This window comes from Achromobacter pulmonis, from assembly GCF_021733725.1.
GTDB classification, from domain to species: domain Bacteria; phylum Pseudomonadota; class Gammaproteobacteria; order Burkholderiales; family Burkholderiaceae_B; genus Achromobacter; species Achromobacter pulmonis.
This window is the reverse complement of record NZ_JAIFOT010000001.1, coordinates 2787516-2812588: the sequence shown is the minus strand read 5'-3', so window position 1 is coordinate 2812588 and position 25073 is coordinate 2787516. Positions and strand designations below refer to the sequence as shown.

The following is a 25073-nucleotide window of genomic DNA, read 5'->3' as shown; positions in this document are numbered from 1 at the left end:
CCGTGGCGCGCCCGCGCCGCGGGAGGGTCGCGCGCTGGCGCGTGCGCGGGGCCGCAGCCTAGCGCTCGGCCCAGCCCGATGGCGCGACACAGGCATTGAAACTACGCCAGGCCTGGCCGTCGGCGCGCAGCCAGACCTCCAGGCACTGCGCGCTGAGCGGCGCCGACAATGCCGTGCCCCGGAACAGCAGGCCCCTTTGCGGGCGCAGCCAGACGAAATCGTGGATGTCGTCAATGCCATCGGCCACCACCGCCAACCTGGCATCGGCGGCGTAGCCGAGCAGGCTGAGGAATCGCCGCTGCAAGGCACGATTGCCCCCCAAGCCCGACGGGACGCGGACCGTCAGGCCTTCGACGCGCAGGCTGCCGCCGGCGGCCGCCTTGCCGCCGCCGCGGGCTGGCAGCAGGCGCGCGCGCAGGCCGGCCGGGAAATCGTCATAAGCGGCCAACGCCTGCGCGTGCGGCGACAGATGGCGCAGCAAGGGCAGGTCGAAGACCAGCCGTTGGCCGGACAGGCGCGGCGAGGTGAGCGCGTCGGGCGCGCCAAAGCAGAGCAGCTCATGCGCCAGGCCGATATCCAGATCGGCGCACAAGCGTTGCGCCAGGCTGGCGCCGTCGGGCGCGGCCAGGGCGTGTTCGAAGGAGATATCGATGGGCGTGGTGAATTGCGCGGCGAACACCGCGGCGGCCCGCAGGCGGTTGCGCTGAGCGGTCAGGCCCGCGCTGCCGTTGCGCAACGGCATGAGACTGCCGGCCACCGCGTATTCGTGTACCCGGCCCTGCGCCGTGAACACCGGCTGGAAACGCAGGAACAGGGAGTTTTCGCGCGCAGGCCACGGCGGCACGGCATCATGCATGGCGGAGCCGTGCCACGGACGCCGGCCGGCGGCGGCGCGTGGAGGGAAACATCATGGAACCTCGTATCGGCGCGGGAGCACCGCAATTCCGGCGGCGGCGCGGCACGCTGGAAGACTGGAGCGGGTAAGTCGACGATGATGCCAAACGGCAATGGGCGCCTGGACAAGAAAATTCTCAATTCATCCGCTCGACCGGACCGCTCCCGTAGCCGCGGGCGCCCTTTGCCGTCCGGAGCCGGCGTCCCTGTTTTTTAAGATTCTTCTTATGTCCGGCGTCTGCCGCGGCACCTACGATTTGGTCTTACGTCCGGCTGCGCAATATTCTGGTTCAGGGCCGGATCCTGGTGCAGAATGAGCCGTATGCCCAACCGGGCCCCACTGACTGCACCTCGCATGCAAAGACTCCGCATCGTCATCGCCGACGACCATCCGCTCGTATTGATGGCCATGACCGACCTGCTGCGCAAAGACCTGAGCTTCGACGTCGTCGCCACGCTGGGCGGCCCGACCGCGCTGGTCGAGCAGTTGGCGCGCGACCAGGCGGAGGTTGTCATTACCGACTACTCCATGCCCGGCGACGAGGTATACGGCGACGGCATCCGCCTGATCAAGTACCTGCTGCGCCACTATCCGGATACGCGCGTCGTCGTGCTGACCATGGTCTCGAACCCCATGATCATCTCGGCGCTGTACGACGCCGGCGTCGACGCGGTGGTGTTCAAGCACGACAACCTGGGCGAGATCGTCACCGCGCTGCACGCACTGCAACTGGGCCGCAAGTACTATCCCCCGGGCTTTCAGCGCGACGGCACGCTGGCGGCGCGCAGCAAATTCATCGGCGAACGCATCAACAGCCTGTCGCCCAAGGAATTCGAGGTGCTGCGGCATTTCATCCGCGGTGAATCGATGATGCAGGTGGCCGACAGCCTCAAACGCAGCGTCAAGACGGTCAGCGGCCAGAAGATCTCGGCCATGCGCAAGCTCAATGTGCAGACCGACCAGGAACTGGTGACGTTCTGCGTCGAGAGCGGCATGTTCCAGTAACGGATCGCCCAGCGCCGACCGCCTGGCCGGCGCCGGGCCGGCTCAGCGGCCGGCCACGCCCATGGCCGGATCGCTCACCGTGTGCGCGCCGGTTTCCACGCGGCCGGCGAAGCGGCGATAGAACGCCGGGTCGCTGGAGCAGGTGACGTCGAAGTCGTACCACTGGCCGCTGGCGGCCAGGTTCCAGTGGCGGCTGGCCTTGCCGCCGCCGGCCACCTCCAGCGCCACGGGCGCATCCTGCCGGTAGGCTTGCGGCGTGAGGGTGAAGGTGCAGGCATTGGCGCCGGTGTTGATGCACTCGGCGTAGACCTCGCCATTGGCGATGTCGTAGCAGACCCGGATCTCGGGCAGCGCGCCGCTGTCGGCGATGCGGTTGGTGTCGCCCTTGAAGTGGCGGTGGTAGCCATTGGGGCCAAGCACCCACAGGTCATACATGCCGAGGTTGTCCCGCAGCGCATCCCAGGTATCGGACAGCGTCTTGCCCGCCTCGACCGCGTAACGGCGCGGCAGGCGGTCCAGGTGATAGCGGTCGTAGACATGGAACACCGCGCCCTGGGCGCCGCTATTGGCGAACACCAGTTCCACCGTGCCCGTCGCGGCGCAGCGCGCGCTGGTGTGCAATTCGTAGGGCAAGGCGCGCGACGGCCGCGTGCCGCTGGCCTGCAGGGGCAGTTGCATGTCGGTGGGCAACGGCATCTGCGGCAACGCTTCCTGCGCGCTGCGCAACTGGTCCGCCGCCGCGCGCGTGGCGCGGCCCGCCAGGGTCGGCAGCGGCTCGGTGTTGGGGGTCTTGAAATTGAAGGCGCTGGTCAGGTCACCACAGACCGCGCGGCGAAATGGGCTGATATTGGGCTCGGCCACGCCGAAGCGCGCTTCCAGGAAGCGCAGCACCGAGGTGTGATCGAACACTTGCGAATTGACCCAGCCGCCGCGGCTCCAGGGCGAAATCACGAACATCGGCACGCGCGGGCCGGGACCGTAGACGCGGCCATCCTTGGTCGCCGGCTGGCTGGTGCTGCCGACGGGCGAAGCGTGCGTGAAATACTCGAATGCCATGTCGGCATCGGCCAGCGTGGTCATGCCGGCCAGCTGGCCGCCGGCGTCGCGCGACGGCGCGGAAGGCGAAGGCACGTGGTCGAAATAACCGTCGTTCTCGTCGAAGTTCACCAGCAGAACCGTCTTGCTCCAGACGTCGGGCACGGCGGTCAGCGCGTCCAGCACTTCCTGCAGGAACCAGGCGCCTTGCACCGGGCTCGACGGGCCCGGGTGTTCGCAGTAGATCGACGGCGCGTTCATCCAGCACACCTGGGGCAGCCGGCCTTCGCGGATATCGCGCTTGAAGGCGTCCAGGTAGTTCTCGGGCGCGGCGCCCGGCAAGGTGTTGGCGATGCCCTTGTAGAGCGGATTGGCGGCGTTGTCGGTGGCAGGGTCATAGGCCTTGTAGGGCAGCGCCTGGCCGGTGTTGGCGTACGGCACGCCGGGCTGGCCGCCGCTGGATACCGGATAGCCGGAATCCACGTTGGCCTGACGGAAGGTGCGGAAAGCGCCAAGCATGTTGTCGCCCCATTCATCCGGCATGTTCTGGTACGAAATCCAACTGACGCCGGCCTGCTCCAGCCGCTCGGCATACGTCATCCAGGTGTAGCCCTTGTCGACGTTGGCCGGCAGGCCGTCGATCCAGTCCCATTCGTTGTTGACGAAGGCGGTGTTGGTGGGCACGGCGCCGTTGGTGCCGGTCAGGTGGAACGAGCGATTGGCGTCGGTGCCGGTATGCATCGAACAGTGATAGGCATCGCACAGGGTGAAGGCGTTGGCGAGAGCGAACTGGAACGGAATCTCGCGGTCCTTGAAGTAGCCCATCGAGATGTCGTTCTTGTGCGTGGGCCATTGCGCCATGCGGCCGCCGTCCCAGGCCTTCTGGCTGTCGTCCCAGCTGTGCGGCGTGCCGGCGGCGCGCTGCGCGTTGTGGGTGCTGCCATCGATATGGAACGGGGTCAGCACGGCGCCGTTGGCGCGCTGCTGCTGCCAGACCTTGCGGCCGTTGGCCAGCGGAATGGTGAAGCGGTCGCCAAAGCCGCGCACGCCCTTGAGCGTGCCGAAGTAATGGTCGAACGAGCGGTTCTCCTGCATCAGGATGATCACATGCTCGACGTCCTTGATGGTGCCGGTGGCGTTGTTGGCGGGAATCGCAAGGGCGCGGCGGATGCTCGGCGGAAAGGCGGCCAGCGCGGCGGCGGCGAAGCCGGCGCCGGTGGCGGTCTGGAGGAAATTGCGGCGGGAGGTCATCGGGGATACTCGGATTCGTTGAGGTCGGCGCAACCGCCGCTTACGGCGCGCAACGCAGCTGCGGCGCGGGCTGAGGGTGTTCGGCGGCCGGCGGCTGCGCGGGATCATCCGGGGAATCGTCGCCGCCACAGGCGGCGAGCGTAGCGGCGGCGAACAGGACCGCGGCAAGGGTTCTTGCAAGACTCGGGGAGGGCATGGGGAGGTTCTTTGGAAAGGGAAGGACCAGCCTTGCCGCGAAGGATCGGCAAGACCCCAGCGAGTCTAGGAACGCGAAGTGACAGCGCAATGAAAGACAGCGGGCCGCGGCGCGCGCGCGGCCTCAGTGTGTGTCCGGATGCGTCAACGGTGTGTCAACGGGCGCGGCGGCTGAAGCGCTGCTCGACCACCACGCCGCCCCACTGCGTGCCCTCGGCTTCCTGCGTCAGCACGAAGCCCGCGGACTCGTACAGATGGCGCGCGGCATCCAGGCCCCTGAAGGTCCACAGATACGTTTCGTCAATTTCCAGCGTATCGACGAAGGCCATGGCGCGCGCCAGCAACGCGCGCCCCACGCCCATGCCGCGCAACGATTCATCGACGATGAACCAGCGCAAGTGCGCCGTGCGCGCCGCCAGGTCGCTGTCGATGACGATGGAGGCCAGGGTGCGATTGCCGTCGGTGTAGCGCCACAGGTTCTTGCCGGGCGCGGGCAGGCTTTCGGCGAAGGCCGCCAGCCCCGTGGCCACCAGGCGCTCGAACACCACGCCGAAGCCGGCGGCCTGGGCGTAGTAGCGCGCGTGCAAGGCGGCCACGTCGCCGATACAGCCAGGCGCGTAGCCCTCCTGGATCTGCGCGTCGATCATATCGCTGGCCTGCGCGGCGCGGGTGTTGGGGTTTTCGCGCGACAAGGCGTCGGCATACAAGGACAGATAGCGCACCAGGATTTCCTGGTCGGGCGGCGCCAGCTGGCGCAACGCCCGCGAAACCTGCTCGGTGGCGAACTGGTCGATGCGGTTGCGCAGCGCGAGGCCGTCGGGCGTGAGCGACAGGCGCGACGCGCGCGCGTCGCCGCTGTCGCTTTCGCGCGCCACCAGGCCTGCCGCTTCGAGCTTGGCGACCTGGCGGCTGGTGTTGGACTTGTCCAGCCGCAGCACCAGGGCCAGGTCGCGCGCCTGGATACCGGGCTGCAGGCCGATCTCGATGATGGCGTGCACCGCCGACGGCGCCAGGTCGCTGCCGGCCAGGGATGGCCGCATGAAGCCCAGCTCGCGCACCAGTTTGCGCGAGAATTCCCGCAGGTCGCGGATGGTCTGTTCCCGGGATCGGGAAGGAAAGTCGATAAGATCCATGGTGTCGCGTCCTGAAGTTGCGGGTCGCAACCAATTTACTTGCGAATCGCAACCAACACAAGCCCTGGCCCATGAAAATTCAATTGCTGTCCGACCTGCACCTGGAATCCGATCCCACGTTCACCGCGCAGCCGGTGCCGGGCGCGGACCTGCTGGTGCTGGCCGGCGACATCGGCTCGTACCAGGCGCGCTCCCGGCTGACCACCGACGACTTCGGCCTGGGCCGCTACGCGCCGCGCAACGGCTGGCCGACGCCGGTGGTGTACGTGCCGGGCAACCATGAATACGACAACCTCGATTTCGACCAGACCCACGAGCGCCTGCAGGCGCTCTGCCACCAGTTGGAAATCCAATGGCTGGAGCGCGATACGCGGGTGATCGACGGCGTGCGCCTGGTGGGCACCACGCTGTGGACCGATTTCGACGCGCTGGCCGCGCCCGGCGACACGCTGACGCAAGTGCTGGCCAAGCGCGGCAAGGCTTTTCGCGCCGCCGACTTTTATCTGGAGAAAGCACAGATGCGGCGCCACGGCGCGGCCTTCATGGCCGAGCAGATGCGCGAACAGGGGCTGGCCTGTCAGGCCTGGCTGGAACAGGCGCTGCGCGTGCCGTTCGACGGCCCGACCCTGGCCATCACCCACTTCGCGCCGAGCCTGGCCAGCGCCGATCCGCGCTATGGCGTCACGGCGGGCACGGCGGGTTTCTGCAATGCACTGGACCACCTGCTGCCGCTGGCCGACCTGTGGATGCACGGCCACCTGCATTGCCCGCTCGATTACGTAAAGGATGGCTGCCGCGTGGTGGCCAATCCGCTGGGCTATGCCCGCAAGGGCGAGCAGGACGGCTTCCTGCCCGACGCGCTGTGGGAGGTGCCGGCCGCGTAACGCAGCGCCGCTCAGCGCGCGGCGGGCTCCAGTTCGGCCAGCACCTGCCGCGCGACCTCGTCGAGCGAACGCCGGTGGTCCATCGCCACGCGCTGCAATTGGTCGTGCGCGGCCTGTTCGCTCAGGCCGTGGCGGCTGACCAGCAGCCACTTGGCGCGCTCGATGCGGCGCCGCTCCTCCAGCGCGCCGCGAGCCAGCGCCAGCGCATCATCGGACTGGCGCAGGCGCTGCGCCTGCTCGCGCATCAGATCCAGGATGGAGCGCTCCATCGCTTCGCCCACGCCGTCCTGCGGCGGCACATCGAGAATGCGGCCCTGCAACTGGAACAGCATCGCCGGCGCCGCGTCGCTGGCGTGATCGGCAAAGCGGCTCAACAGTAGCCGGTGGTTGTCGAGTTCGGCGCGCGTCTCGACGATGCGGCGGTGGCATTGCAGCGTCAACGCCTCGGCCAGCAGGCTTTCGACCGCGCGCATGGCGTCGATGCGTTCGGTGCACAGGGCGAACCACAACTCGGCCAGGCCGGTGTCGACGCGCTCGGCGTCAGAGGTACGCAAGGCCATGTCGCGTAGCCGCTGCACCGGGGCGGCGCCCTGCTCCACCTGCTGCCAGGCCGCCAGCGCCTGCGGGTTGGCGTATTGGGCGAAGCTGTCGAAGCAACGCGCCTGCAGGTCCATCAGTTCGCGCACCCGGGCCTTCTGCGACTCGGTGAAGTAGCCGGCGGTATAGCCCGTGACGCCATAGGCACGCTCCTGGCCGCAGAGTTCCTTGCCTTGCATGAAATTCAGCAGGGCCACCAGCAGGCGCGTGACACCCGCGTCCAGCGAGGAATCGGCGGCCTCGAACACCAGCGCGAACAGGCTGGCGATGAGCCGCGTGAAAACCGCGCCCGCTTCCTCGGCCGCCACCCGCCGGTCGCGGATGGCGCGGCGCGTGCGCGGCAGTTCGTCCAGCCGGTACAGGGCACACGCAATGCAATTGAGCAGGCGCGCCTTACCCGCGCTGCGGGTGGCGTCCGGTTCGAGCCGGTCGAGGAAGCGGCGCACCTCTTCCTCGACCGCGCAGGCATCGGAACTGAGGCCGGCCAGGGTCTGGCGCAACGTATCCTGGCCGCCCCGCAGGTACAGGTTGGACGAGCCGCGCTCTTTCTGCAGCACGTGCACCAGCTTGCTGACCAGGGTGGCCAGTTCGCAAGTGCCGGCCAGCGCCTCCAGCCCATGCAGTTCGCTGCGGCGGGCCGCCAGGAGGAAACGCAGGGTCGAAGGCATGGCGCGTGGCGACATCGCGGACATCCTCAACCCGCCGCCGGCGGCTGGACCTGCACCTTATCGCCGTGGAAACGCACCGGCCAGGCCCGCAGCGATTGTTCGGGATATTCGACACAGGCGCCGTCGCGCAGCCGGAAATGCTGCTTGTAGAGCGGCGAGGCCACCACCAGTTCGCCCGCCAGGTGGCCCACGATGCCGCGACCGATGACATTGGCGCCCGATTTCGGATCGCGGTTGTCGAGAGCGTAGAGCGTGCCTTCAGCGGCGTCCGGCAGGTAGAACAGGGCCACCTGAAGACCGTCCACCAACGCCACCACGCCGGAATAGGCCACCAGGTCGTGGCGCGCGCAGGCGGGACGCCAGGCGGCAGGGGGCGCGGTGGCGGGCGTGTCGGGGACAGGCGGGGTGGCCAGGGCGGCATTCGGGCGCATCAGGCAAGCTCCTCGGCGATGGGAATCACGCGCGCGGCGGGCGCGGGCCGCGGCTGGCCACGCTCCTGCACGAAACGGATGTCCGGGTCCGCCGCCGCGCTGTTGACGAAAGTGCGGAAACGCTTGAGCTTTTCCGGATCGGACAGGGCATTGGCCCACTCGCATTCATAACGGTCCACCACCAGCTGCATCTGCGCCTCCAGCTCGGCGCCCAGCCCCAGGCTGTCGTCGATGACCACGGCTTTCAGGTAATCCAGGCCGCCTTCCAGCGACTCGCGCCAGACCGAGGTGCGCTGCAGCTTGTCGGCGGTGCGGATGTAGAACATCAGCAGGCGATCGATATAGCGGATCAGCGTGGCGTCATCCAGATCCTGCGCGAACAGCTCGGCGTGGCGCGGCCGCATGCCGCCATTGCCGCACACGTACAGGTTCCAGCCGTTTTCGGTGGCGATGACGCCGATGTCCTTGCTCTGCGCCTCGGCGCATTCGCGGGTGCAGCCCGAGACCGCGAACTTGAGCTTGTGCGGCGCCCGCAGGCCCTTGTAGCGGTCTTCGATGCGCAGCGCCATGGCGACGCTGTCCTGCACGCCGTAGCGGCACCAGGTGCTGCCGACGCAGGACTTCACGGTGCGGGTGGACTTGCCGTAGGCGTGGCCGGTCTCGAAGCCGGCGGCGATCAGTTCGGCCCAGATGTCGGGCAGCTCGTGCAGCTGCGCGCCGAACAGGTCGATGCGCTGGCCGCCGGTGATCTTGGTGTAGAGCTTGTACTTCCTGGCCACGGCGCCGATCGCGATCAGGCCGTCGGGCGTGATCTCGCCGCCCGGGATGCGCGGCACCACCGAGTAGGTGCCGTTCTTCTGCATATTGGCCATGAAGGTGTCATTGGTGTCCTGCAGCGGCACCAGGTGCGGGTCCTGGATCGGCCGGTTCCAGCACGACGCCAGGATCGACGCCACCACCGGCTTGCACAGGTCGCAGCCGACCTGGCCGCGGCCGTGGCGCGCCAGCAGTTCCTCGAACGACTCGATGCCCTGCACCCGCACGATGGCGTAGAGCTCCTGGCGGGTATACGCGAAATGCTCGCACAGGCTTTTGTCGACCGCGATGCCGCGGCTGGCCAGTTCGTGTTCCACCACCTGCTTGAGCAGCGCGGCGCAGCCGCCGCAACCCGTGGCCGCCTTGGTGCAGGCCTTGACGCCGCCGACATCGGCCCAGCCGCCGTCCAGCGCCTCGCAGATGGCGGCCTTGCTGACGTTGTGGCATGAACAGATGGTGGCGGTGGCCGGCAACGCGCCGGCGCCCAGCGCGGGCGCGGCCTGGCCGGCGGGCAGGATCAGGCTGGCCGGGTCGGCCGGCGGTGCGATGCCGTTCTGCGCGTACTGCAGCAGCGTGTCGTAGTAGCGGTTGTCGCCCACCAGCACCGCGCCCAGCACGCGCTTGCCGTCGGCCGACACCACCAGGCGGCGGTACGAGGCGCCGGCCTCATCGATGTAGCGATAGCTGCGCGCGCCCGGCGTGGCGCCGTGGGCATCGCCGATCGATCCGACGTCCACCCCCAGCAGCTTGAGCTTGGTCGACATGTCGGCGCCAGCGAACGGCGCGCTTTCCTGGCCACAGAGGTCGGCGGCGGCCACCCGCGCCATCTGGTAGCCGGGCGCGACCAGCCCGAAGATGGCGCCGTCGAACGCGGCGCACTCGCCGATCGCGTAGATCGATGCATCGCTGCTGCGGCAATGGCCATCGACAGCGACGCCGCCGCGCTCGGCCACGGTCAGTCCCGCCTGGCGCGCCAGGCCGTCGCGCGGGCGGATGCCTGCCGAGAACACGACCAGATCGGTCTCCAGCGGCGCGCCCTCGGCGAAGCGCATGCGGTAGCGGTACTGCGTGCCGTCCTTGATTTCCTGCGTGGCGCGCGCCAGGTGCACGCCCACACCCAGCGCTTCGATGCGCGCCTTGAGCGCGGCGCCGCCGGCCTCGTCCAATTGCACCGGCATCAGGCGCGGCGCGAACTCGACCACGTGCGCTTCCAGCCCGAGCGACTTGAGCGCGTTGGCGGCCTCCAGGCCCAGCAGCCCGCCGCCGACCACCACACCGCGCCGGGCGCCGTCGGCGGCCGCGCGGATCTGGTCCAGATCATCCAGCGTGCGGTACACCAGGCGCGACGCGCCTTCGGCGCCGGCGATCGGCGGCACGAAGGGATAGGAGCCGGTGGCCAGCACCAGCTTGTCGTAACCATGGCTGCCGTCCGCCGTCACCACCTGCCGCGCCTGGCGGTCGATGCGCAGCACCGGCGTGCCCAGCCGCAACGTCAGGCCCGGCCGTTCATAGAACGCGGCCTCGCTCATGGCCATCGATTCGGCGTCGCGCCCGCCGATGTACTCGGACAGGTGCACGCGATCGTAGGCCCGCCGGGTCTCTTCGCCGAGCACCAGGATGCGGTAGCGCGCCAGCGCGCCGCGCTCGATCAGTTGCTCGACGCAGTGATGGCCGACCATGCCGTTGCCGATGACGATCAGGGTCTGCATGGGAGTCGTGGAGGTCGCTGTATTCATGGGTCCATCCAGGCGGAGCCGTTCGGTTTCCAAAAAGACAAACGGCGCCCGGGACTGTTGGGTCCGGGCGCCGTTGCCTGCAATGCTTGCGTTGTCTGGCCGGACACGGGCCCGGTATGGCAATCAAAGCAATAAGCGTGCCATCCCGGCGGCGCCCGCGCGGCGCCGCGCCGCCACCCCCGCCGCGCACCCAAACGGTTCCGCGCCGCACCAACCCGGTGCGGCCGCGCACCACCGCGCACGCCGCCGCTCCCCATGCCCCGCTGCCCGCCCGTGGCAAGCGATTGGCATGGAACTTGCATCGACGGGGTATCGACCCGGCGCTGCCGGGAAACCAGGGCAATGGCGCCCTGCCCGCCCGGCCCGCTGGCCGCGCAGGCAGGGCGCCTTTCTTTTTTGGAGCCGAGCATGAGCGGCACCCCGCGCACCGTCGACACCGTCTGCCCCTACTGTGGCGTGGGCTGCGGCATGACCCTGCACGTGGAACGGGAGCAGGTGGTGAAAATCACCGGCAACCGCGACCATCCCAGCAACTTCGGCCGCCTGTGCACCAAGGGGTCCTCGGCCCACATCGCCCTGCGCCAGTCGGGCCGGCTGGAACACGCCTACGTGCGCGCCCGCCGTGGACAGGATCTGGCGCCGCGGCCGATCGCGGACACCCTGCGCGACACCGCCACGCGGTTGCGCGCCATCATCGATGCGCATGGCCCAGACGCGGTGTCGCTGTACGTGTCGGGACAGATGTCGATCGAGGCCCAATACCTGGCCAACAAACTGGCCAAGGGCTTCATCGGCACCAACAACATCGAATCGAATTCGCGCCTGTGCATGGCCAGCGCCAGCAGCGGCTACAAACTGTCGCTGGGCGCCGACGGGCCGCCTGGATCTTACGAGGACATCGACCGCGCCGATCTGTTCCTGGTGATCGGCGCCAACATGGCGGATTGCCATCCGATCCTGTACCTGCGCATGATGGAACGGGTCAAGGCCGGCGCGCGCCTGATCGTGGTCGACCCGCGCCGCACCACCACCGCCGAGAAAGCGCATTTGCACCTGGCGATCCGTCCGGGCACCGACCTGGCGCTGCTCAATGGCCTGCTGCACCTGCTGCACGCGGCGGGCAAGACCGATGCGGCCTTCATCGCCACCCACACCGACGGCTGGGAGGCGATGCCGGACTTCCTGCGCGACTATGCGCCCGAGCGGGTCGAGACGCTGACCGGCATTCCCGCCGCGCAATTGCGCCAGGCCGCCGACTGGATCGGCGCGGCGCCCGAATGGATGAGCTGCTGGACCATGGGGCTGAACCAGAGCACCCACGGCACCTGGAATACCAACGCGCTGTGCAACCTGCACCTGGCCACCGGCCGCATCTGCCGGCCCGGCAGCGGGCCGTTCTCGCTGACCGGCCAGCCCAACGCCATGGGCGGGCGCGAGATGGGCTACATGGGCGCCGGCCTGCCGGGCCAGCGCAGCGTGCTGTCGGCCTCGGATCGCGCCTTTGTCGAGGCACGCTGGGGCGTGCCCGCCGGCACGCTGCCTACGCGGCTCGGGCAAGGCACCATCGACCTGTTCCAACGCATGGCCGCGGGCGAGGTCAAGGCCTGCTGGATCATCTGCTCCAACCCGGTGGCCAGCGTGGCCAACCGCGCCAACGTCGTGGCCGGGCTGCGGGCGGCGGAACTGGTGATCGCGCAGGACGCCTACCTGGATACCGAGACCAACCGCTACGCCGACATCCTGCTGCCCGGCGCGCTGTGGGCCGAGGCCGAGGGCGTGATGATCAATTCCGAACGCACCCTGACGCTGATGCCGCAAGCCGTGCCGCCGCCCGGCGACGCCCTGCCCGACTGGCGCATCATCGCCACCGTGGCCTGCGAGATGGGCTACGGCCACGCGTTCCAGTACGCCAGCGCGGCCGAGGTGTTCGATGAGATCGCCGGCTTCTCCAACCCCGCCACCGGCTACGACCTGCGCGGCGCCAGCCATGCGCGGCTGCGCGAGACGCCGCTGCAATGGCCCTGCGCGCGCGCCGACGGCCCGGAGCGCAATCCGATCCGCTATCTCAACGACGGCATCAGCCAGCCATCGCTCCTGGCGGACGACGGCGCCCGCCCGCGCCTGGTGTTCGCCACCGCCAACGGTCGCGCGCAGTTCCATGCGCGGCCGCACGGGGATCCGGCCGAGCTGCCCGATGCCGACTACCCCATGGTGCTCAACACGGGGCGGCTGCAGCATCAGTGGCATACGCTGACCAAGACCGGCAAGGTGCCAATGCTGAACAAGCTCAATCCCGCGCCGTTCGTGGAGATCCACCCCGACGACGCGGCCACGCTCGGCATCGGCGCCGGCGACAGCGTCGAGATCCGCTCGCGCCGCGGCCGCGCGGTGTTGCCCGCCGTCGTCACCGAACGGGTGCGGCCCGGCAACTGCTTCGCGCCCATGCACTGGAACGACGTGTATGGCGATGAACTCTGCATCAACGCCGTCACCAGCGACGCCATCGATCCGGTATCGCAACAGCCGGAGCTGAAGTTCTGCGCGGTTGCGCTGTGCCGCGTGCAAGCGCCTGTGACGGCCGCCCCCTTGCCTGCCGACACGGCCCCGCTGCCGGTCGCCGCATTGGCTGGCGCGACCGCGCCGGCCGAGGCCATGGCCGCCGTGCTGGGCCTGGCGGGCGGCGAGCCGCCCGCGCTGGATACGCGCCAACGCCATTACCTGTCGGGCTTTCTTGGCGGCTTGCGGCAGGCCGGCCGCGCGTCCGGCGTACCCGAACTGCCCGTCCATGCGCCTTTCGACGACGCCACCCGCCTGTGGTTGAACGGCCTGCTGCATGGCCTTTACAGCCGCGCGCCGATGCACGCCGCGTCGGCGATCACCGCGGCCGCCGGCACCGAAGAAAGCGCCGCCCGCATCATCGGCCCGCGTCCGCGCGTGACACTGCTGTGGGCCTCGCAGACCGGCAATGCCGAGTCGCTGGTGGAACGCAGCGCCAGCGCGCTGGCCGCGGCCGGCTTCGAATTGCGCACCGCCTGCATGGCAGACCGTGCGCTCGATGCCCTGGCTCGCGCGCAGTACCTGCTGCTGATCACCAGCACCTTCGGCGATGGCGACGCGCCGGACAACGGCCAGGACCTGTGGCGCGCCCTGTCGGCCGCCGATGCGCCGCGGCTGGCGTCGCTGCGCTATGCGGTGCTGGCGCTGGGCGACAGCAACTATGACGCTTTCTGCGGCCACGGTCGCCGGCTCGACCAGCGGCTGGCGCAACTGGGCGCGCAGCCCTTGTTGGCGCGGGTCGATTGCGATACGGACTACGAAGCGCTGGCCGACGCCTGGCTGGAAAGCGTCATCGCCGCCATCCATGCGGCCGAGGCGGAACAACATGGCCATCCGGCCGGTGGCCGGATGCCGGACGACATCGCGGCGGCGCTGGCGGCCGACACCCCGTCCCCCGTGGTGGTCGGCCTCGCGCCGCCCGAGCCGCTCGCCCCGCCGGCCGGTGCGCGCCCCGCGCCCCCGTCCCGGACGCGGCCGGCCCCCGCGCGCCTGATCGGCAACCAGCGGCTGAACGCCAGCGGCGACAAGGACACGCGCGCGCTGGCGCTGGACATCGCCGGCACGGGACTGGACTACGAGGCCGGCGACGCCCTGGGCGTATGGCCGGTGAACTGTCCCGAGCTGGTGGAGGAACTGCTGGCGCAGACCGGCCTGTCGGGCGATGCCGTGGCCAGCGTGCCGGGCGTCGGCGACATGCCGCTGGCCCGGGCGCTGTCCGCGCATTACGAAATCGCGCGCCCCGCGCCCGCCACGCTGGCGCTGATCGCGGAACACGCGCGCGACTCCGGCCTGCGACAGTTGCTGGCCGAGGAGCGCCGCGCCGACCTGCGGCAATGGCTGTGGGGCAAGCAGCTGGCCGATGTGCTGCACGCGTTCCCCGTGGCGCTGCCCGCACAGGCCTGGCTGGACGCGCTCAAGCGCATGCAGCCGCGCCTCTACTCCATTGCCTCCAGCCCCAAAGCGCATCCCGACGCGGTCCACCTGACGGTTTCCGCCGTGCGCTACGACAACGGCAGACGGCAACGCAAGGGCGTCTCGTCAACGTTCCTGGCCGACCGCGCCGGCGAGGCCGACGTGCCTGTCTTCGTGCAGCAAGCCAGCCATTTCCGTCCGCCGCGTCAGGGCGACACGCCGATGATCATGGTGGGCCCCGGCACCGGCGTGGCGCCGTTCCGCGCCTTCCTGCAGGAACGGCGGGCGCGCGGCGACCGCGGCCGCAACTGGCTGTTTTTCGGCGAACGGCACGCGGCCAGCGATTTCTACTATCGCGACGAACTGCAGGCGCTGCGCGACGATGGCCTGCTGACGCGGCTGGACCTGGCGTTCTCGCGCGATCAGGCCGCCAAGGTGTATGTGCAGGATCGCATGCGCGAACAAGGCGCGCGGCTATGGGCGTGGCTGGCGGATGGCGCGCATTTTTACGTCTGCGGCGACGCCGGCCGCATGGCGCGGGATGTGGACGCCATGCTCAGGCAGGTGGTGGCGGAACACGGCGGCATGGATGCCGATGCGGCGGCCGCCTACGTGGCGCGCATGGCCGCCGACAAGCGCTATGTGCGCGATGTGTACTGAGCGGCGCGAGCGCAAGACAGGCGCGGCCGCCAGGCGGGCCGGATGGACCGCCTGGCATCGGCGGCGCTCAGGGCGCCGGGTTCGGGTGACGCGCGTGGATCTGCTCGATGGCCTGCAGCACGTCTGCCGGCAGTTCGACGTCGACGCTGTCGATGTTTTCCTTCAACTGCTGCAGATTGGTCGCGCCGATCAGGTTGCTGGTGACGAACGGGCGCTGGTTGACCCAGGCCAGCGCCAGGTGGGTCGGCGAGATGCCGTGCTGGCGCGCCAGTTCGACGTACGCGCGGGTGGCGGCTTCGGCCTGCGGGTTGCTGTAACGGGTGAAGCGCGTGTACAGCGTCAGGCGGGCATTGGCCGGGCGGGCGCCGTCGAGGTACTTGCCGCAAAGCATGCCCATGGCCAGCGGCGAATAGGCCAGCAGCCCCACGCCTTCGTGGTGGGTGAATTCCGACAGGCCGATCTCGTAGACACGGTTCAGCAGGCTGTAGGCGTTCTGGATCGAGGCGATGCGCGGCAGGCCGAGGTTGTCGGAAGCCTTCAGGAACTGCGCCACGCCCCAGGGCGTTTCGTTGGAGACGCCGACGTGGCGCACCTTGCCGGCGCGCACGAAGTCCTGCAGCACCGACAGGGTTTCCTCGATGGGCACGGTGTGCTCGTCCTTGACCCACGGATACGACAGCTGGCCGAAGGTGGCCGTGGTGCGGTCGGGCCAGTGCAACTGGTACAGGTCCAGGTAATCGGTCTGCAGGCGCTTGAGGCTGGCGTCCAGCGCCTCGGTCAGGTTTTTGCGGTCCAGGAAGGTCTTGCCGTCGCGGATGTGGCCGGGGCGCTTGGGGTCGCGCACCGGACCGGCCACCTTGCTGGCCAGCACGATGTCGTCGCGGCGCTTGCCGCGCGCCAGCCAGGTGCCGATATAGGTTTCGGTCAGGCCCTGGGTTTCGGCCTTGGGCGGCACCGGATACATTTCGGCCACGTCGACCAGGTTGACGCCGCGCTCCAGCGCGTAGTCCAACTGCTGGTGGGCCTCGGCCTCGGTGTTCTGCTCGCCCCAGGTCATGGTGCCCAGGCCGATCAGGCTGACGTCCAGGTCGGTACGGCCGAGTTTGCGGTATTTCAAGTTCTGCTCCGTGCGGAATCTCTGAAGGAAGCAATTACCTTACCGCAACTCGGTTGGCGTTTTGCTGACGGGGCCGCGCGGTTGGCCCACGCCGTGGACAGCCAGCCCCGTTCAAGCCGCGCCGGCCCGGTTTCGTCTCCAGGGCCGGGCGCCGCTGACGCCGAGCCCCTGTCTCAGTCCCAGGCCGCCGCCAGGCCCGCCGGGTCGACCTCGCGGCCATTGCGTTCGAGCGCGGCGATCTGCGCCATGTCGGCCTCGGTCAGGCGCAGGTCGCGGGCCAGCAGGTTGCTCGCCAGGTTCTCGCGCCTGGTCGACGACGGAATCACGGCGAAGCCGCGCTGCAGCGCCCAGGCCAGGGCCACCTGCGCCGGCGTGGCGGCATGGCGCTGCGCGATCTGGCCGATCACCGGGTCCTTGAGCACCTTGCCGTAGCCCAGCGTCATGTAGGAGGTGACGGGAATGCCCTGCTCATTCAGGAAGTCCACCAGCTTCGCGTTCTGCAGATACGGGCTCAACTCGATCTGATTGGTAGCGATCGCATCCTTGCCAACGGCGGCGATGGCCTCGCGGGTTTCGGCGATGGGGAAATTGGAAATGCCGATCCGGCGCGTCAGGCCCTGTTCGCGCGCGTCCATCAAACCGGCCATCATCTCGGCGATGGCAACGCCGTTGCCGGGCGCGGGCCAGTGGATCAGGGTCAGGTCGACGTAGTCGGTGCGCAACTTGGCCAGGCTGTCCTTCAGGCTCGGCGCGAGTCTGGCGCGGCCGTAGTTCGGCACCCAGATCTTGGTGGTCAGGAACAGCTCGCCGCGGGCGACGCCGCTGGCCTCGATGGCCTGGCCGACCTCGGCCTCGTTTTCATAGATCTGCGCGGTGTCGACGGCGCGGTAGCCGACCGCCAGCGCGTTGCGCACGGAATCGATGACGACCTGGCCCTGCAGGCGGAACGTGCCGACGCCAAAAGACGGAATGCTCATGTAAAACTCGCGGAAAGTGTTGGAATGCGCTCAGTGTGCCCGCGCAATACTTGCGGAATAAGCCCTATATTGGCGAAATACTTTTGATATGACGTCAAAGATGAAGACGACCCTCGACGAAATGCAGGTGTTCATCGCCATCGTGGACTGCGGCTCGATCACCGCCGCCGCCGATGCGCTGCAGCAGACCATTTCCGCCACCAGCCGCACCATGACGCGGCTGGAGGAAAAGCTGCAGACCACGCTGATGCGCCGCACCACCCGGCGGCTGGAACTGACCGAGGAAGGCAGCGCCTACCTGGAGCAGGCCCGCAAGATCATCGCCGCGGTCGAAGAGACCGAGGAACAGATGCGCGCGCGCCGCAACCAGCCAGCCGGACGCCTGCGGGTCGACGCCGCCTCGCCCTTCATGCTGCATGTGATCGTGCCGCTGGTGCCGGGCTACCGCCAGCGCTATCCCAAGGTCGAACTGGAGTTGAACAGCAACGAAGGCAACATCGACCTGCTGGAGCGCCGCACCGATCTGGCGCTGCGCATCGGCAACCTGAAGGACTCGTCGCTGCATGCCGTGCCGATCGGCCGCAGCCGCGTGCGGGTGCTGGCCAGCCCCGGCTACCTGGCGGCGCACGGCACGCCGCGGCGCGTGGCCGACCTGAGCGCACACACCCTGCTGGGATTCTCGCAGCTGGAATCGCTGAACGAATGGCCGCTGGCGGACGCCGATGGCCAGCCGCTGCACATCCAGCCGGCGCTGCGCGCGTTCAACGGCGAGACCCTGCGGCAACTGGCGCTGAATGACGCCGGCATCGTCTGCCTGTCGGACTTCATGACGCGCGCCGACCGCCAGTCCGGCGCCCTGCGCCAGTTGTTCCCGCGCCAGACGCTGGACGTGCGCCAGCCGGTCAATGCGGTGTACTACCGCAACACCGCGATCTCGTCGCGCATCAAGTCGTTCATCGACTACCTGGTCGAGGCGCTGGGGCCGCGCGGTTTCGACGAATGAACAAGCACCGGCAACAGGCGCGGCGGCCGCTGCGGCATAATGGCTGCCTGAACCGCAACACCCCGCAATCCCCATGAAAAGCAGCTCCCGAGGCGGGCTCGTCTATTCCACCGACGGTGGCCAGATGTGCCCGCAATGCCGCCAACCGCTCGCCGCTTGCCACTGCAAGGTGGCGGCGCGGCCCATGCCGCCCGCCGGCGCCACGCGCGTCTCGCGCGAAACCAAGGGGCGCGGCGGCAAGGCCGTGACCGTGGTCAAGGGGCTGCCGCTGGACGACGACGCGCTGGCCGCGCTGGGCAGGCAGTTGCGCACCGCCTGCGGCTCCGGCGGCACCGTCAAGGACGGCGTCATCGAAGTGCAGGGCGATCACTGCGACCGCATCCTGGCCGCGCTCGAAAAACTCGGCTATCGCGCCAAGCGCGCCGGAGGTTGACCGCCATGATCCTGGACCCCGCCAGCGTCGACAGCTGGCACGCCCACGTCTATTTCAACGCCGACAGCCGCGATGCGGCCTGGGCGCTGCGCGACCGGATCATCGCCGCGTTCGGCGACAGCCTCCAGATGGGCCGCTTTCACGAACGTCCGGTCGGCCCGCATCCGCAATGGAGCTACCAGCTCGCCTTCGCGCCAGCCGCGCTGCCGCGCGTGCTCACCTGGCTGACGCTGAACCATGGCGCGCTGGACGTGTTCCTGCATCCCAATACCGGCGAATCGCTGCGTGACCACCGCGACTGCGCGGTATGGATCGGCCACAGCCACGCGCTCAACCTGGCCGCGCTGGGGGGCTGACGCCCCCTTCCCGCTCAGGCTGCCAGCGCGACCCTGGCCGGGGCAACCGCCAGCGCGTCTTCCCGCAGTTTGAACAGCGCCACCGTACCCGCCAGCGCGCCGGCCTGGTCGCTCAGCATGGCCGAGGCCGCGGCCGACTGCTCCACCAGGGCGGCATTCTGCTGCGTGGCCTGGTCCATCTCGGAGACGCTGCGGTCGATCTGGCTGATGCCCACGCTCTGCTCGGCCATGGCCCCGTGGATTTCGCTGACGAGCTTCTGCACGCGCGATACGCCTTCGACGATTTCCTGCATCGTCGAACCCGCGGCCTGCACCCGTTCGGCGCCGCTGCGCACGTTCTGCACCGACGCCTGGATCAGCGTACGGATTTCCTGTGCCGAGGCGGCGCTGCGCTGCGCCAGCGTGCGCACCTCGCCGGCCACCACGGCGAAGCCGCGGCCCTGCTCGCCGGCGCGTGCCGCTTCCACCGCCGCGTTCAGCGCCAGGATGTTGGTCTGGAAGGCGATGCCGTCGATGACGCTGATGATTTCGGTGATGCGTTCGGACGACTGCGCGATCGCGCCCATGGTGCTCACGGCATCGGTCACCACCTGGCCGCCGCGCTCGGCCGCCTGGCTGGCTTCGGTGGCCAGGCGGGTGGCGTGCTCGGCGGCTTCCTCGGTCTGGCGCACGCTGGAAGTCAGCTCGGTCAGCGCCGACGAGGTTTCCTGCAGCGAGCCGGCCGAGATCTCGGTGCGCTGCGACAGGTCGCGGTTGCCCATTTCGATCTCGCGCGTGGCCGAGGTCATGGAATGCACGCCGCTGCGCACGTCCAGCATGACATGGCTGATCTTGTCGACAAACGCATTGAACGACGACGAAATCTGCGCCACTTCATCGTGGCCCACCACCGCCAGCCGCTGCGTCATGTCGCCGTTGCCCGAACCGATGGTGTCCATGGCGTCGCGCACCGCCGACAGGCGCTTGAACGCGCGCGAGGTGACCACGCTGGCCAGCAACACCGCGACCAGCGTCAGCACCACCATCGAAACCAGCGTGGCGTTGAACACCTGCGACAGGCCGGCGGTGGCCTCGGCCTGATCCAGCGCGATCACCAGGAACCAGTCGGTGCCCGGCACGCGGCGCGCCTTGAGCAGCTTGGGCACGCCGCCCAGCGTCAGCGCAACCGGCGCGGCGCCATCGCGCGCCATGTCGGCCAGCACCGCCGGCGTGAGGCCGGCGGCCACCTCGGTCGACGGTTTGAGCGCCAGCTTGTCGTCGACGTGCGAGATCACCTGGCCGTCGCTGGCCAACACGAACGCGGTGCTGGAAGGCGTGGGGCGGATGGCCTTGATGATGTCCTTGATGCCGTCCAGCGCCACCGCGCCGCTGACCACGCCGGTGGTCTGGCCGTCGCGCACGATCGGCGCGGTGAAGGCCACGTACGGCTTGCCGGTGCCCGAATCGCCATAGGGCTTGGTCACGGTCAGCTTGCCGGCCGCCACCGCGCTCTTGTACCAGGGGCGCGCGGTGGGGTCGTAGCCGGCGGGAGTTTGCGCGGTCGAGAAAAAGCTCTTGTCGCTCCAGCCAATGCTGGTGATGGGAAAGCCGTTGGTTTCGCCCATGAGCCGGGTCAGGCCGCGCGGATCGCCTTTCTCGACCACCGCCGCGGTCGCGGCAACCGCCTGGGCCTTGTCGGCCGACCAACGGTCAATAGCGCTGGCGTTGCCGGAAGCGATGGCGTCAAGGTCGGCGGAGATGGTTGCCATCATGTTGTCGCGCACAATGTGGTAGATGCCGATGCCCGAGAGCACCAGCGCGCCGATAACGGTGAAACAGGTGATCAACAGGATCCGGTTGCGCAACGAGGTGATTTTCATGCTTGTCTTCTTACTGCAGCTGCCCATGCCGGAGGGCACGGGTATCCAGGTACGCGGCGCACGGTGGCGTCCACGCCACCCTGGCTTACGGCAATACGGCAAGGGACTTTAGGGCCTGGACACGACCACGGCCCGCGCCCGCCCAAGGGATGTGGCGTTGTCATGCCGGCAAGGCATAATGGGGAACAATTCCGTCCCCCCTCGGGGCCCGGGATGCCAGGACATCCCGGAAAGGCCCGCAACCGGCATCGCCATGCCAACGCCTGCCTGGGAGCTTTCGTTGGACCCCATACTCGCCGAACTGTCGACATCGCTGCAGGCCGCCCGATCGGTCGAGCAACTCACGCGCCCGCTCCTGGACATGCTCGGCGCCGTGACCGGCCTGGAGTCCACTTATCTGACGTCGATCGATCCGCACGGTCAGCTGCAGCACGTGCGCTATGCGCGCAATACCGGCGCGCTGCAGATTCCGGAGGGCCTGTCGGTGCCGTGGCCGGACACGCTGTGCAAGCGCGCGCTGGACGAGGGCCGCATGACGACCAGCGACGTCAGCGCTTGCTGGCCCGATGCCGACGCCGCCCGCCAGCTGGGTATCCGGACCTACGTCAGCGCCCCGATCCGCACCGACGATGGCCAATTGCTGGGCACCCTGTGCGGCGCCAGCGCCAGCCGGCAGCCGGTCGCGCCGCAGACCGAGTCGATCCTGCGACTATTCTGTAACGTGATCGCCAGCTTCCTCGAACGCGAGCTGTTGGTGGCGCAGTTGCGCGACGCCAACGCCAAGCTGCTGGCCTTCGCCCTGACCGACCCGCTGACCGGCCTGCCCAACCGCCGCGCCCTGTACGAAGAACTGGAGCGCTTGCGCGGCCGCGCCCTGCGCGACGGCGGCAGCGTGCTGGTGGGCGTGGTCGACCTGGACGGCTTCAAGGGCATCAACGATACCCATGGCCATCAGCAGGGCGACGTGTTCCTGCAGGAAGTCGGGCGGCGCCTGGCGATGGCCGTGCGCGCCTCCGACATGGTGGGCCGGCTGGGCGGCGATGAATTCGTGCTGATCGGGCCGGGCCCGGCGCTGGCGCGCGGCGACGCGGCACCGGGGCACGAGGCCGAGCGCGGCGATGCCGAGGAAGCCGCCCGCTCGCTGGAAGACCGTGTCGCCGCGGCCACCGCCGGCCGCTACCCGCTCGGCGACGGCCTCCTGCCCTACGAAGGCGCCAGCGTTGGTGTGGTGGCGCTGGATCCGCGCGGCCTGTCGGCGCAAGAAGCGGTACGGCAGGCCGACGCCCGCATGTACGAGGTCAAGCATGCGCGCAAGGCGGCCCGCACCATTCATTGAGGCGCGGCCCCTTCCGCCGGGACAAGGCTTGCACAAAACATAAGTCATTGCTAATGTGTCGTCATGATCGAAAACGACCTCTTCAAGGCGCTGGCCGACCCGACGCGCCGCGCCATCTTCGACAAGCTGGCGCTGGGCGCCATGAACGCCAGCGCCTTGCGGGCAGGCCTGGACATCAGCCAACCCGCGGTCTCGCAGCACCTGGCGGTGCTGCGCCAGGCACGCCTGGTGCGCGAGGAACGCCAGGGACGCTACGTCAATTACGAAGTCGATCCGGATGGCCTGGCGCTGCTCGCCGGCTGGCTCTCCAAGTACCGCGCCTACTGGCCGGCGCGCGTTGACGCCCTGAAGACGCTGCTCAAGGACATGGACCAATGACCCCCACGGACAACACCCCGCAGGACCCGGCCCTGGTGCTCGATTACGAACTGGACGCGCCGCCCGAGAAAGTCTGGCGCGCGCTCAGCATCCCCGCCCTGCGCGACCAGTGGCTGCCGGACAGCGCGCTGGCCGACCCCGAGCCACTGGCCGCCACGCCTGGCGTCGAGGTGTGCTATCGCATGCGCGAAACGCTGCCGCCCTGCCTGGCCAGCGTCGTCACCTTCCAGCTCAGCCCCACCGCCGACGGCGGCACGCGGCTCACCATCACCCATACGCCCGGCGATGCGCGCCTGACGCAGCCGCTGCCGCAGGCCGCCAATGATGCCTGGGCCGGCTTCAAGCTCGCCGCCTGACGCCGCCCCTTCCTTTTCACGCAAGACAGGAGTTCGCTCATGAGCGAAACGATGCAGCTCGTCCCGATGGTGGTGGAACAATCCGGCCGCGGGGAACGTTCGTTCGATATCTATTCGCGCCTGCTGCGCGAACGCATCATCTTCCTGAGCGGCGAGGTCAACGACGCGGTATCGGCGCTGGTATGCGCGCAACTGCTGTTCCTGGAAGCCGAGAACCCGGGCAAGCCGATCCACCTGTACATCAACTCGCCCGGCGGTGTCATCACCAGCGGACTGGCCATGTACGACACCATGCAATTCATCAAGTCGCCGGTGCACACGCTGTGCATGGGCACGGCGCGCTCGATGGGCTCGTTCCTGCTGATGGCCGGCGAACCCGGCCAGCGCGCCGCGCTGGCCAATGCCAGCCTGCATGTGCACCAGCCGCTGGGCGGATTCCAGGGGCAGGCCTCGGACATGCTGATCCACGCCGAGGAAATGCAGCGCACCAAGCAGCGCATCATCCGCCTGTATGCGGCGCATTGCGGCCGCAGCTACGAGGACGTTGAGCGCAGCCTCGATCGCGACCGCTACATGACGGCCGAGGAGGCGGTGGAGTGGGGCCTGATCGACCACGTCATGGACGCGCGCTCGGCCGGTTTCTGAGGCGGCGGCGCGTCACGCGCCGGCCACGAGCCGCTGGTGGCGCGCGCGCAGCACGCCATTGGCCAACGCCCCCAGCGCCAGCAAGACCGCGGTGCCCAGGAACACGGCCGGCATGCCGAAATGGCCGCCGACGAATCCCCCCAGCAGCGGCCCCGCCACCTGGCCCACGTACTGCGCGGAAATCGACATGCCCAGCACGTTGCCGCCGACGCCGTCCGGCACGTTGTGGCGGATCACGCTGGTCACGCACGGCAGCAGTCCGCCCAACGCCAGGCCCATCAGGAAACGCAACGCCACCAGTTGCCAGCCGGCGCTGACGAAGGCTTGCGGAACCAGCAGCAGCGCGGCCACCGCCAGCGCGCCGATGATCACGGTCCAATGGCCGACACGGTCGGCCAGGCGGCCCAGGCGCGATGCCGACAGGATCGCGCCCAGCGCCGCCGCCGACATCACCACGCCGGACACCAGCGTGACGCGGGCCGGATCCTCCACCAATTGCCCCACGTACACGGTGATGATGGGCTCGATCGACATGGTGGCGAACATCAGCAGCATGCCGGTCGCCAGCATCGCGGCCACCGGCCGCTTGTCGGGAATCTGCGCCCAGCCGCCCTGCCGCTTGCCTTCCTGGCGCGCGGGCCGCGCCGCGCGCGGCATTTCCTTGATCAGGAACACGGTGGCCAGGAACGCCAGGAAAATCACGCCGCCCGCCAGCAGGAAGGTCGCGCGGATGCCGATCAGCGGCGGCAGCGCGCCGCCGATCAGCGGCCCCACCAGATTGCCCGCCATGATGCCGGCCGACAGCACGCCCAGCGCCCAACCCGAGCGCGCCTTGGGCGCCTGCATCGCCACCAGGATGGTCGAGCCCGATGCATAACCGCCGGCCAGCCCGACCAGCAGCCGCAGCAGCACCAGTTGCCACACGCTCTGCACCATGCCGGTCAGCGACATGCAGATCGCCATGCCGAACGAGGCGCGCACCAGCATCAGCTTGCGCCCATAGCGGTCACCCAGCCGGCCCCACAACGGCGCGACCAGCGCCGCGGCGAAGAAGGTGGCGCCGTAGGCCACGCCCGACCATTGCACGATGGCCGCATGGCCCTGCACGCCCAACTCTTCCACATACAGCGGCAGAAACGGCAGCAGCAGCGTCATCGCCACGATGGTGCTGAACGAGCCGGCGAAACAGACCGCCAGATTGCGGCGCCAGTGGATGTTATGGGCCGGAGCGGCCGCGTCGGCGTCGGTGGAAATGGGTGCGGTCATGGAACAAGGGCCTTGTGGCGATCGGGCGGGAATATGCGGAACCGGAATTGTTGCCAGCCAGGTCCCGCGCAG

20 protein-coding genes are annotated in these 25073 nt (G+C 69.0%); 10 read left to right on the top strand and 10 right to left on the bottom strand.

The window, feature by feature from the left end; genetic code table 11:
* Positions 1–58: 58 nt before the first annotated feature.
* Positions 59–856: a hypothetical protein gene (locus K2W61_RS12890; RefSeq protein WP_175132342.1), complete on the bottom strand. Its 798-nt coding sequence runs from the start codon at positions 854–856 to the stop codon at positions 59–61.
* A 393-nt stretch (positions 857–1249) separates the two neighbouring features.
* Here K2W61_RS12890 and K2W61_RS12885 point away from each other — a divergent pair, with 393 nt between their 5' ends.
* Positions 1250–1900: a response regulator gene (locus K2W61_RS12885; RefSeq protein ID WP_175132341.1), complete on the top strand. Its 651-nt coding sequence runs from the start codon at positions 1250–1252 to the stop codon at positions 1898–1900.
* 42 nt (positions 1901–1942) lie between these two features.
* Here the strand turns inward: K2W61_RS12885 and K2W61_RS12880 are convergent, their stop codons facing one another.
* Both K2W61_RS12880 and K2W61_RS12875 read right to left on the bottom strand, forming a co-directional pair.
* Positions 1943–4186 (bottom strand): phosphocholine-specific phospholipase C, encoded by a 2244-nt coding sequence (locus K2W61_RS12880; RefSeq protein WP_175132340.1) that lies wholly within the window; start codon positions 4184–4186, stop codon positions 1943–1945.
* Between the two features lie 350 nt (positions 4187–4536).
* Positions 4537–5514, bottom strand: a complete 978-nt coding sequence (locus tag K2W61_RS12875; RefSeq protein ID WP_236755781.1) for a bifunctional helix-turn-helix transcriptional regulator/GNAT family N-acetyltransferase — start codon at positions 5512–5514, stop codon at positions 4537–4539.
* Between the two features lie 71 nt (positions 5515–5585).
* Between K2W61_RS12875 and K2W61_RS12870 the strand changes: the two genes are divergently transcribed.
* On the top strand, positions 5586–6398 hold the full coding sequence (locus tag K2W61_RS12870) for a metallophosphoesterase (protein ID WP_175132338.1): 813 nt from the start codon (positions 5586–5588) through the stop codon (positions 6396–6398).
* 11 nt (positions 6399–6409) lie between these two features.
* Here the strand turns inward: K2W61_RS12870 and K2W61_RS12865 are convergent, their stop codons facing one another.
* From K2W61_RS12865 to nirB, 3 genes are read right to left on the bottom strand one after another with little or no spacing between them, the layout of a single operon-like run.
* Positions 6410–7678, bottom strand: coding sequence for a nitrate- and nitrite sensing domain-containing protein (locus tag K2W61_RS12865; protein ID WP_236755780.1), 1269 nt, complete (start codon positions 7676–7678; stop codon positions 6410–6412).
* An 11-nt stretch (positions 7679–7689) separates the two neighbouring features.
* Positions 7690–8094, bottom strand: a complete 405-nt coding sequence (gene nirD, locus K2W61_RS12860; RefSeq protein ID WP_175140479.1) for a nitrite reductase small subunit NirD — start codon at positions 8092–8094, stop codon at positions 7690–7692.
* Positions 8094–10646, bottom strand: coding sequence for a nitrite reductase large subunit NirB (nirB, locus tag K2W61_RS12855; protein WP_236755779.1), 2553 nt, complete (start codon positions 10644–10646; stop codon positions 8094–8096). Before nirB ends, nirD begins: the two co-directional genes overlap by 1 nt.
* A gap of 408 nt (positions 10647–11054) precedes the next feature.
* On the opposite strand from nirB, the gene K2W61_RS12850 reads away from it, so the two are divergent.
* Positions 11055–15275, top strand: a complete 4221-nt coding sequence (locus K2W61_RS12850; RefSeq protein ID WP_236755778.1) for a bifunctional nitrate reductase/sulfite reductase flavoprotein subunit alpha — start codon at positions 11055–11057, stop codon at positions 15273–15275.
* A 67-nt stretch (positions 15276–15342) separates the two neighbouring features.
* Here K2W61_RS12850 and K2W61_RS12845 read toward each other — a convergent pair whose 3' ends face one another.
* Positions 15343–16392, bottom strand: a complete 1050-nt coding sequence (locus tag K2W61_RS12845; RefSeq protein ID WP_236755777.1) for an NADP(H)-dependent aldo-keto reductase — start codon at positions 16390–16392, stop codon at positions 15343–15345.
* A gap of 173 nt (positions 16393–16565) precedes the next feature.
* Positions 16566–17369 carry a 2,5-didehydrogluconate reductase DkgB gene (gene dkgB, locus K2W61_RS12840; RefSeq protein ID WP_175140476.1) on the bottom strand — a complete coding sequence of 268 codons (804 nt, stop codon included), beginning with the start codon at positions 17367–17369 and terminating at the stop codon, positions 16566–16568.
* A 100-nt stretch (positions 17370–17469) separates the two neighbouring features.
* On the opposite strand from dkgB, the gene K2W61_RS12835 reads away from it, so the two are divergent.
* From K2W61_RS12835 to K2W61_RS12825, 3 genes are all read left to right on the top strand, one after another.
* Positions 17470–18372: a LysR substrate-binding domain-containing protein gene (locus tag K2W61_RS12835; protein WP_175132331.1), complete on the top strand. Its 903-nt coding sequence runs from the start codon at positions 17470–17472 to the stop codon at positions 18370–18372.
* A 73-nt stretch (positions 18373–18445) separates the two neighbouring features.
* Positions 18446–18805, top strand: coding sequence for a translation initiation factor Sui1 (locus K2W61_RS12830; protein ID WP_236755776.1), 360 nt, complete (start codon positions 18446–18448; stop codon positions 18803–18805).
* Between the two features lie 5 nt (positions 18806–18810).
* Positions 18811–19161, top strand: coding sequence for a DOPA 4,5-dioxygenase family protein (locus tag K2W61_RS12825; RefSeq protein WP_175132329.1), 351 nt, complete (start codon positions 18811–18813; stop codon positions 19159–19161).
* 14 nt (positions 19162–19175) lie between these two features.
* Here K2W61_RS12825 and K2W61_RS12820 read toward each other — a convergent pair whose 3' ends face one another.
* Positions 19176–21020, bottom strand: coding sequence for a methyl-accepting chemotaxis protein (locus K2W61_RS12820; protein ID WP_236755775.1), 1845 nt, complete (start codon positions 21018–21020; stop codon positions 19176–19178).
* Between the two features lie 280 nt (positions 21021–21300).
* Here K2W61_RS12820 and K2W61_RS12815 point away from each other — a divergent pair, with 280 nt between their 5' ends.
* The 4 genes from K2W61_RS12815 to K2W61_RS12800 all read left to right on the top strand — a co-directional run bounded on the left by K2W61_RS12815 (position 21301) and on the right by K2W61_RS12800 (position 23735).
* Complete coding sequence (locus K2W61_RS12815; RefSeq protein ID WP_236755773.1) at positions 21301–22356, top strand: sensor domain-containing diguanylate cyclase; 1056 nt, start codon at positions 21301–21303, stop codon at positions 22354–22356.
* Positions 22357–22419: 63 nt separating this feature from the next.
* Positions 22420–22734 carry an ArsR/SmtB family transcription factor gene (locus K2W61_RS12810; RefSeq protein ID WP_175132326.1) on the top strand — a complete coding sequence of 105 codons (315 nt, stop codon included), beginning with the start codon at positions 22420–22422 and terminating at the stop codon, positions 22732–22734.
* Positions 22731–23090, top strand: a complete 360-nt coding sequence (locus K2W61_RS12805) for an SRPBCC family protein (protein ID WP_175132325.1) — start codon at positions 22731–22733, stop codon at positions 23088–23090. Before K2W61_RS12810 ends, K2W61_RS12805 begins: the two co-directional genes overlap by 4 nt.
* Positions 23091–23129: 39 nt before the next feature.
* On the top strand, positions 23130–23735 hold the full coding sequence (locus K2W61_RS12800; protein WP_175140470.1) for an ATP-dependent Clp protease proteolytic subunit: 606 nt from the start codon (positions 23130–23132) through the stop codon (positions 23733–23735).
* Between the two features lie 12 nt (positions 23736–23747).
* Here K2W61_RS12800 and K2W61_RS12795 read toward each other — a convergent pair whose 3' ends face one another.
* Entirely contained in the window at positions 23748–25001 is a 1254-nt protein-coding gene (locus tag K2W61_RS12795) for an MFS transporter (protein ID WP_175140469.1), read from the bottom strand.
* Positions 25002–25073: the final 72 nt, after the last annotated feature.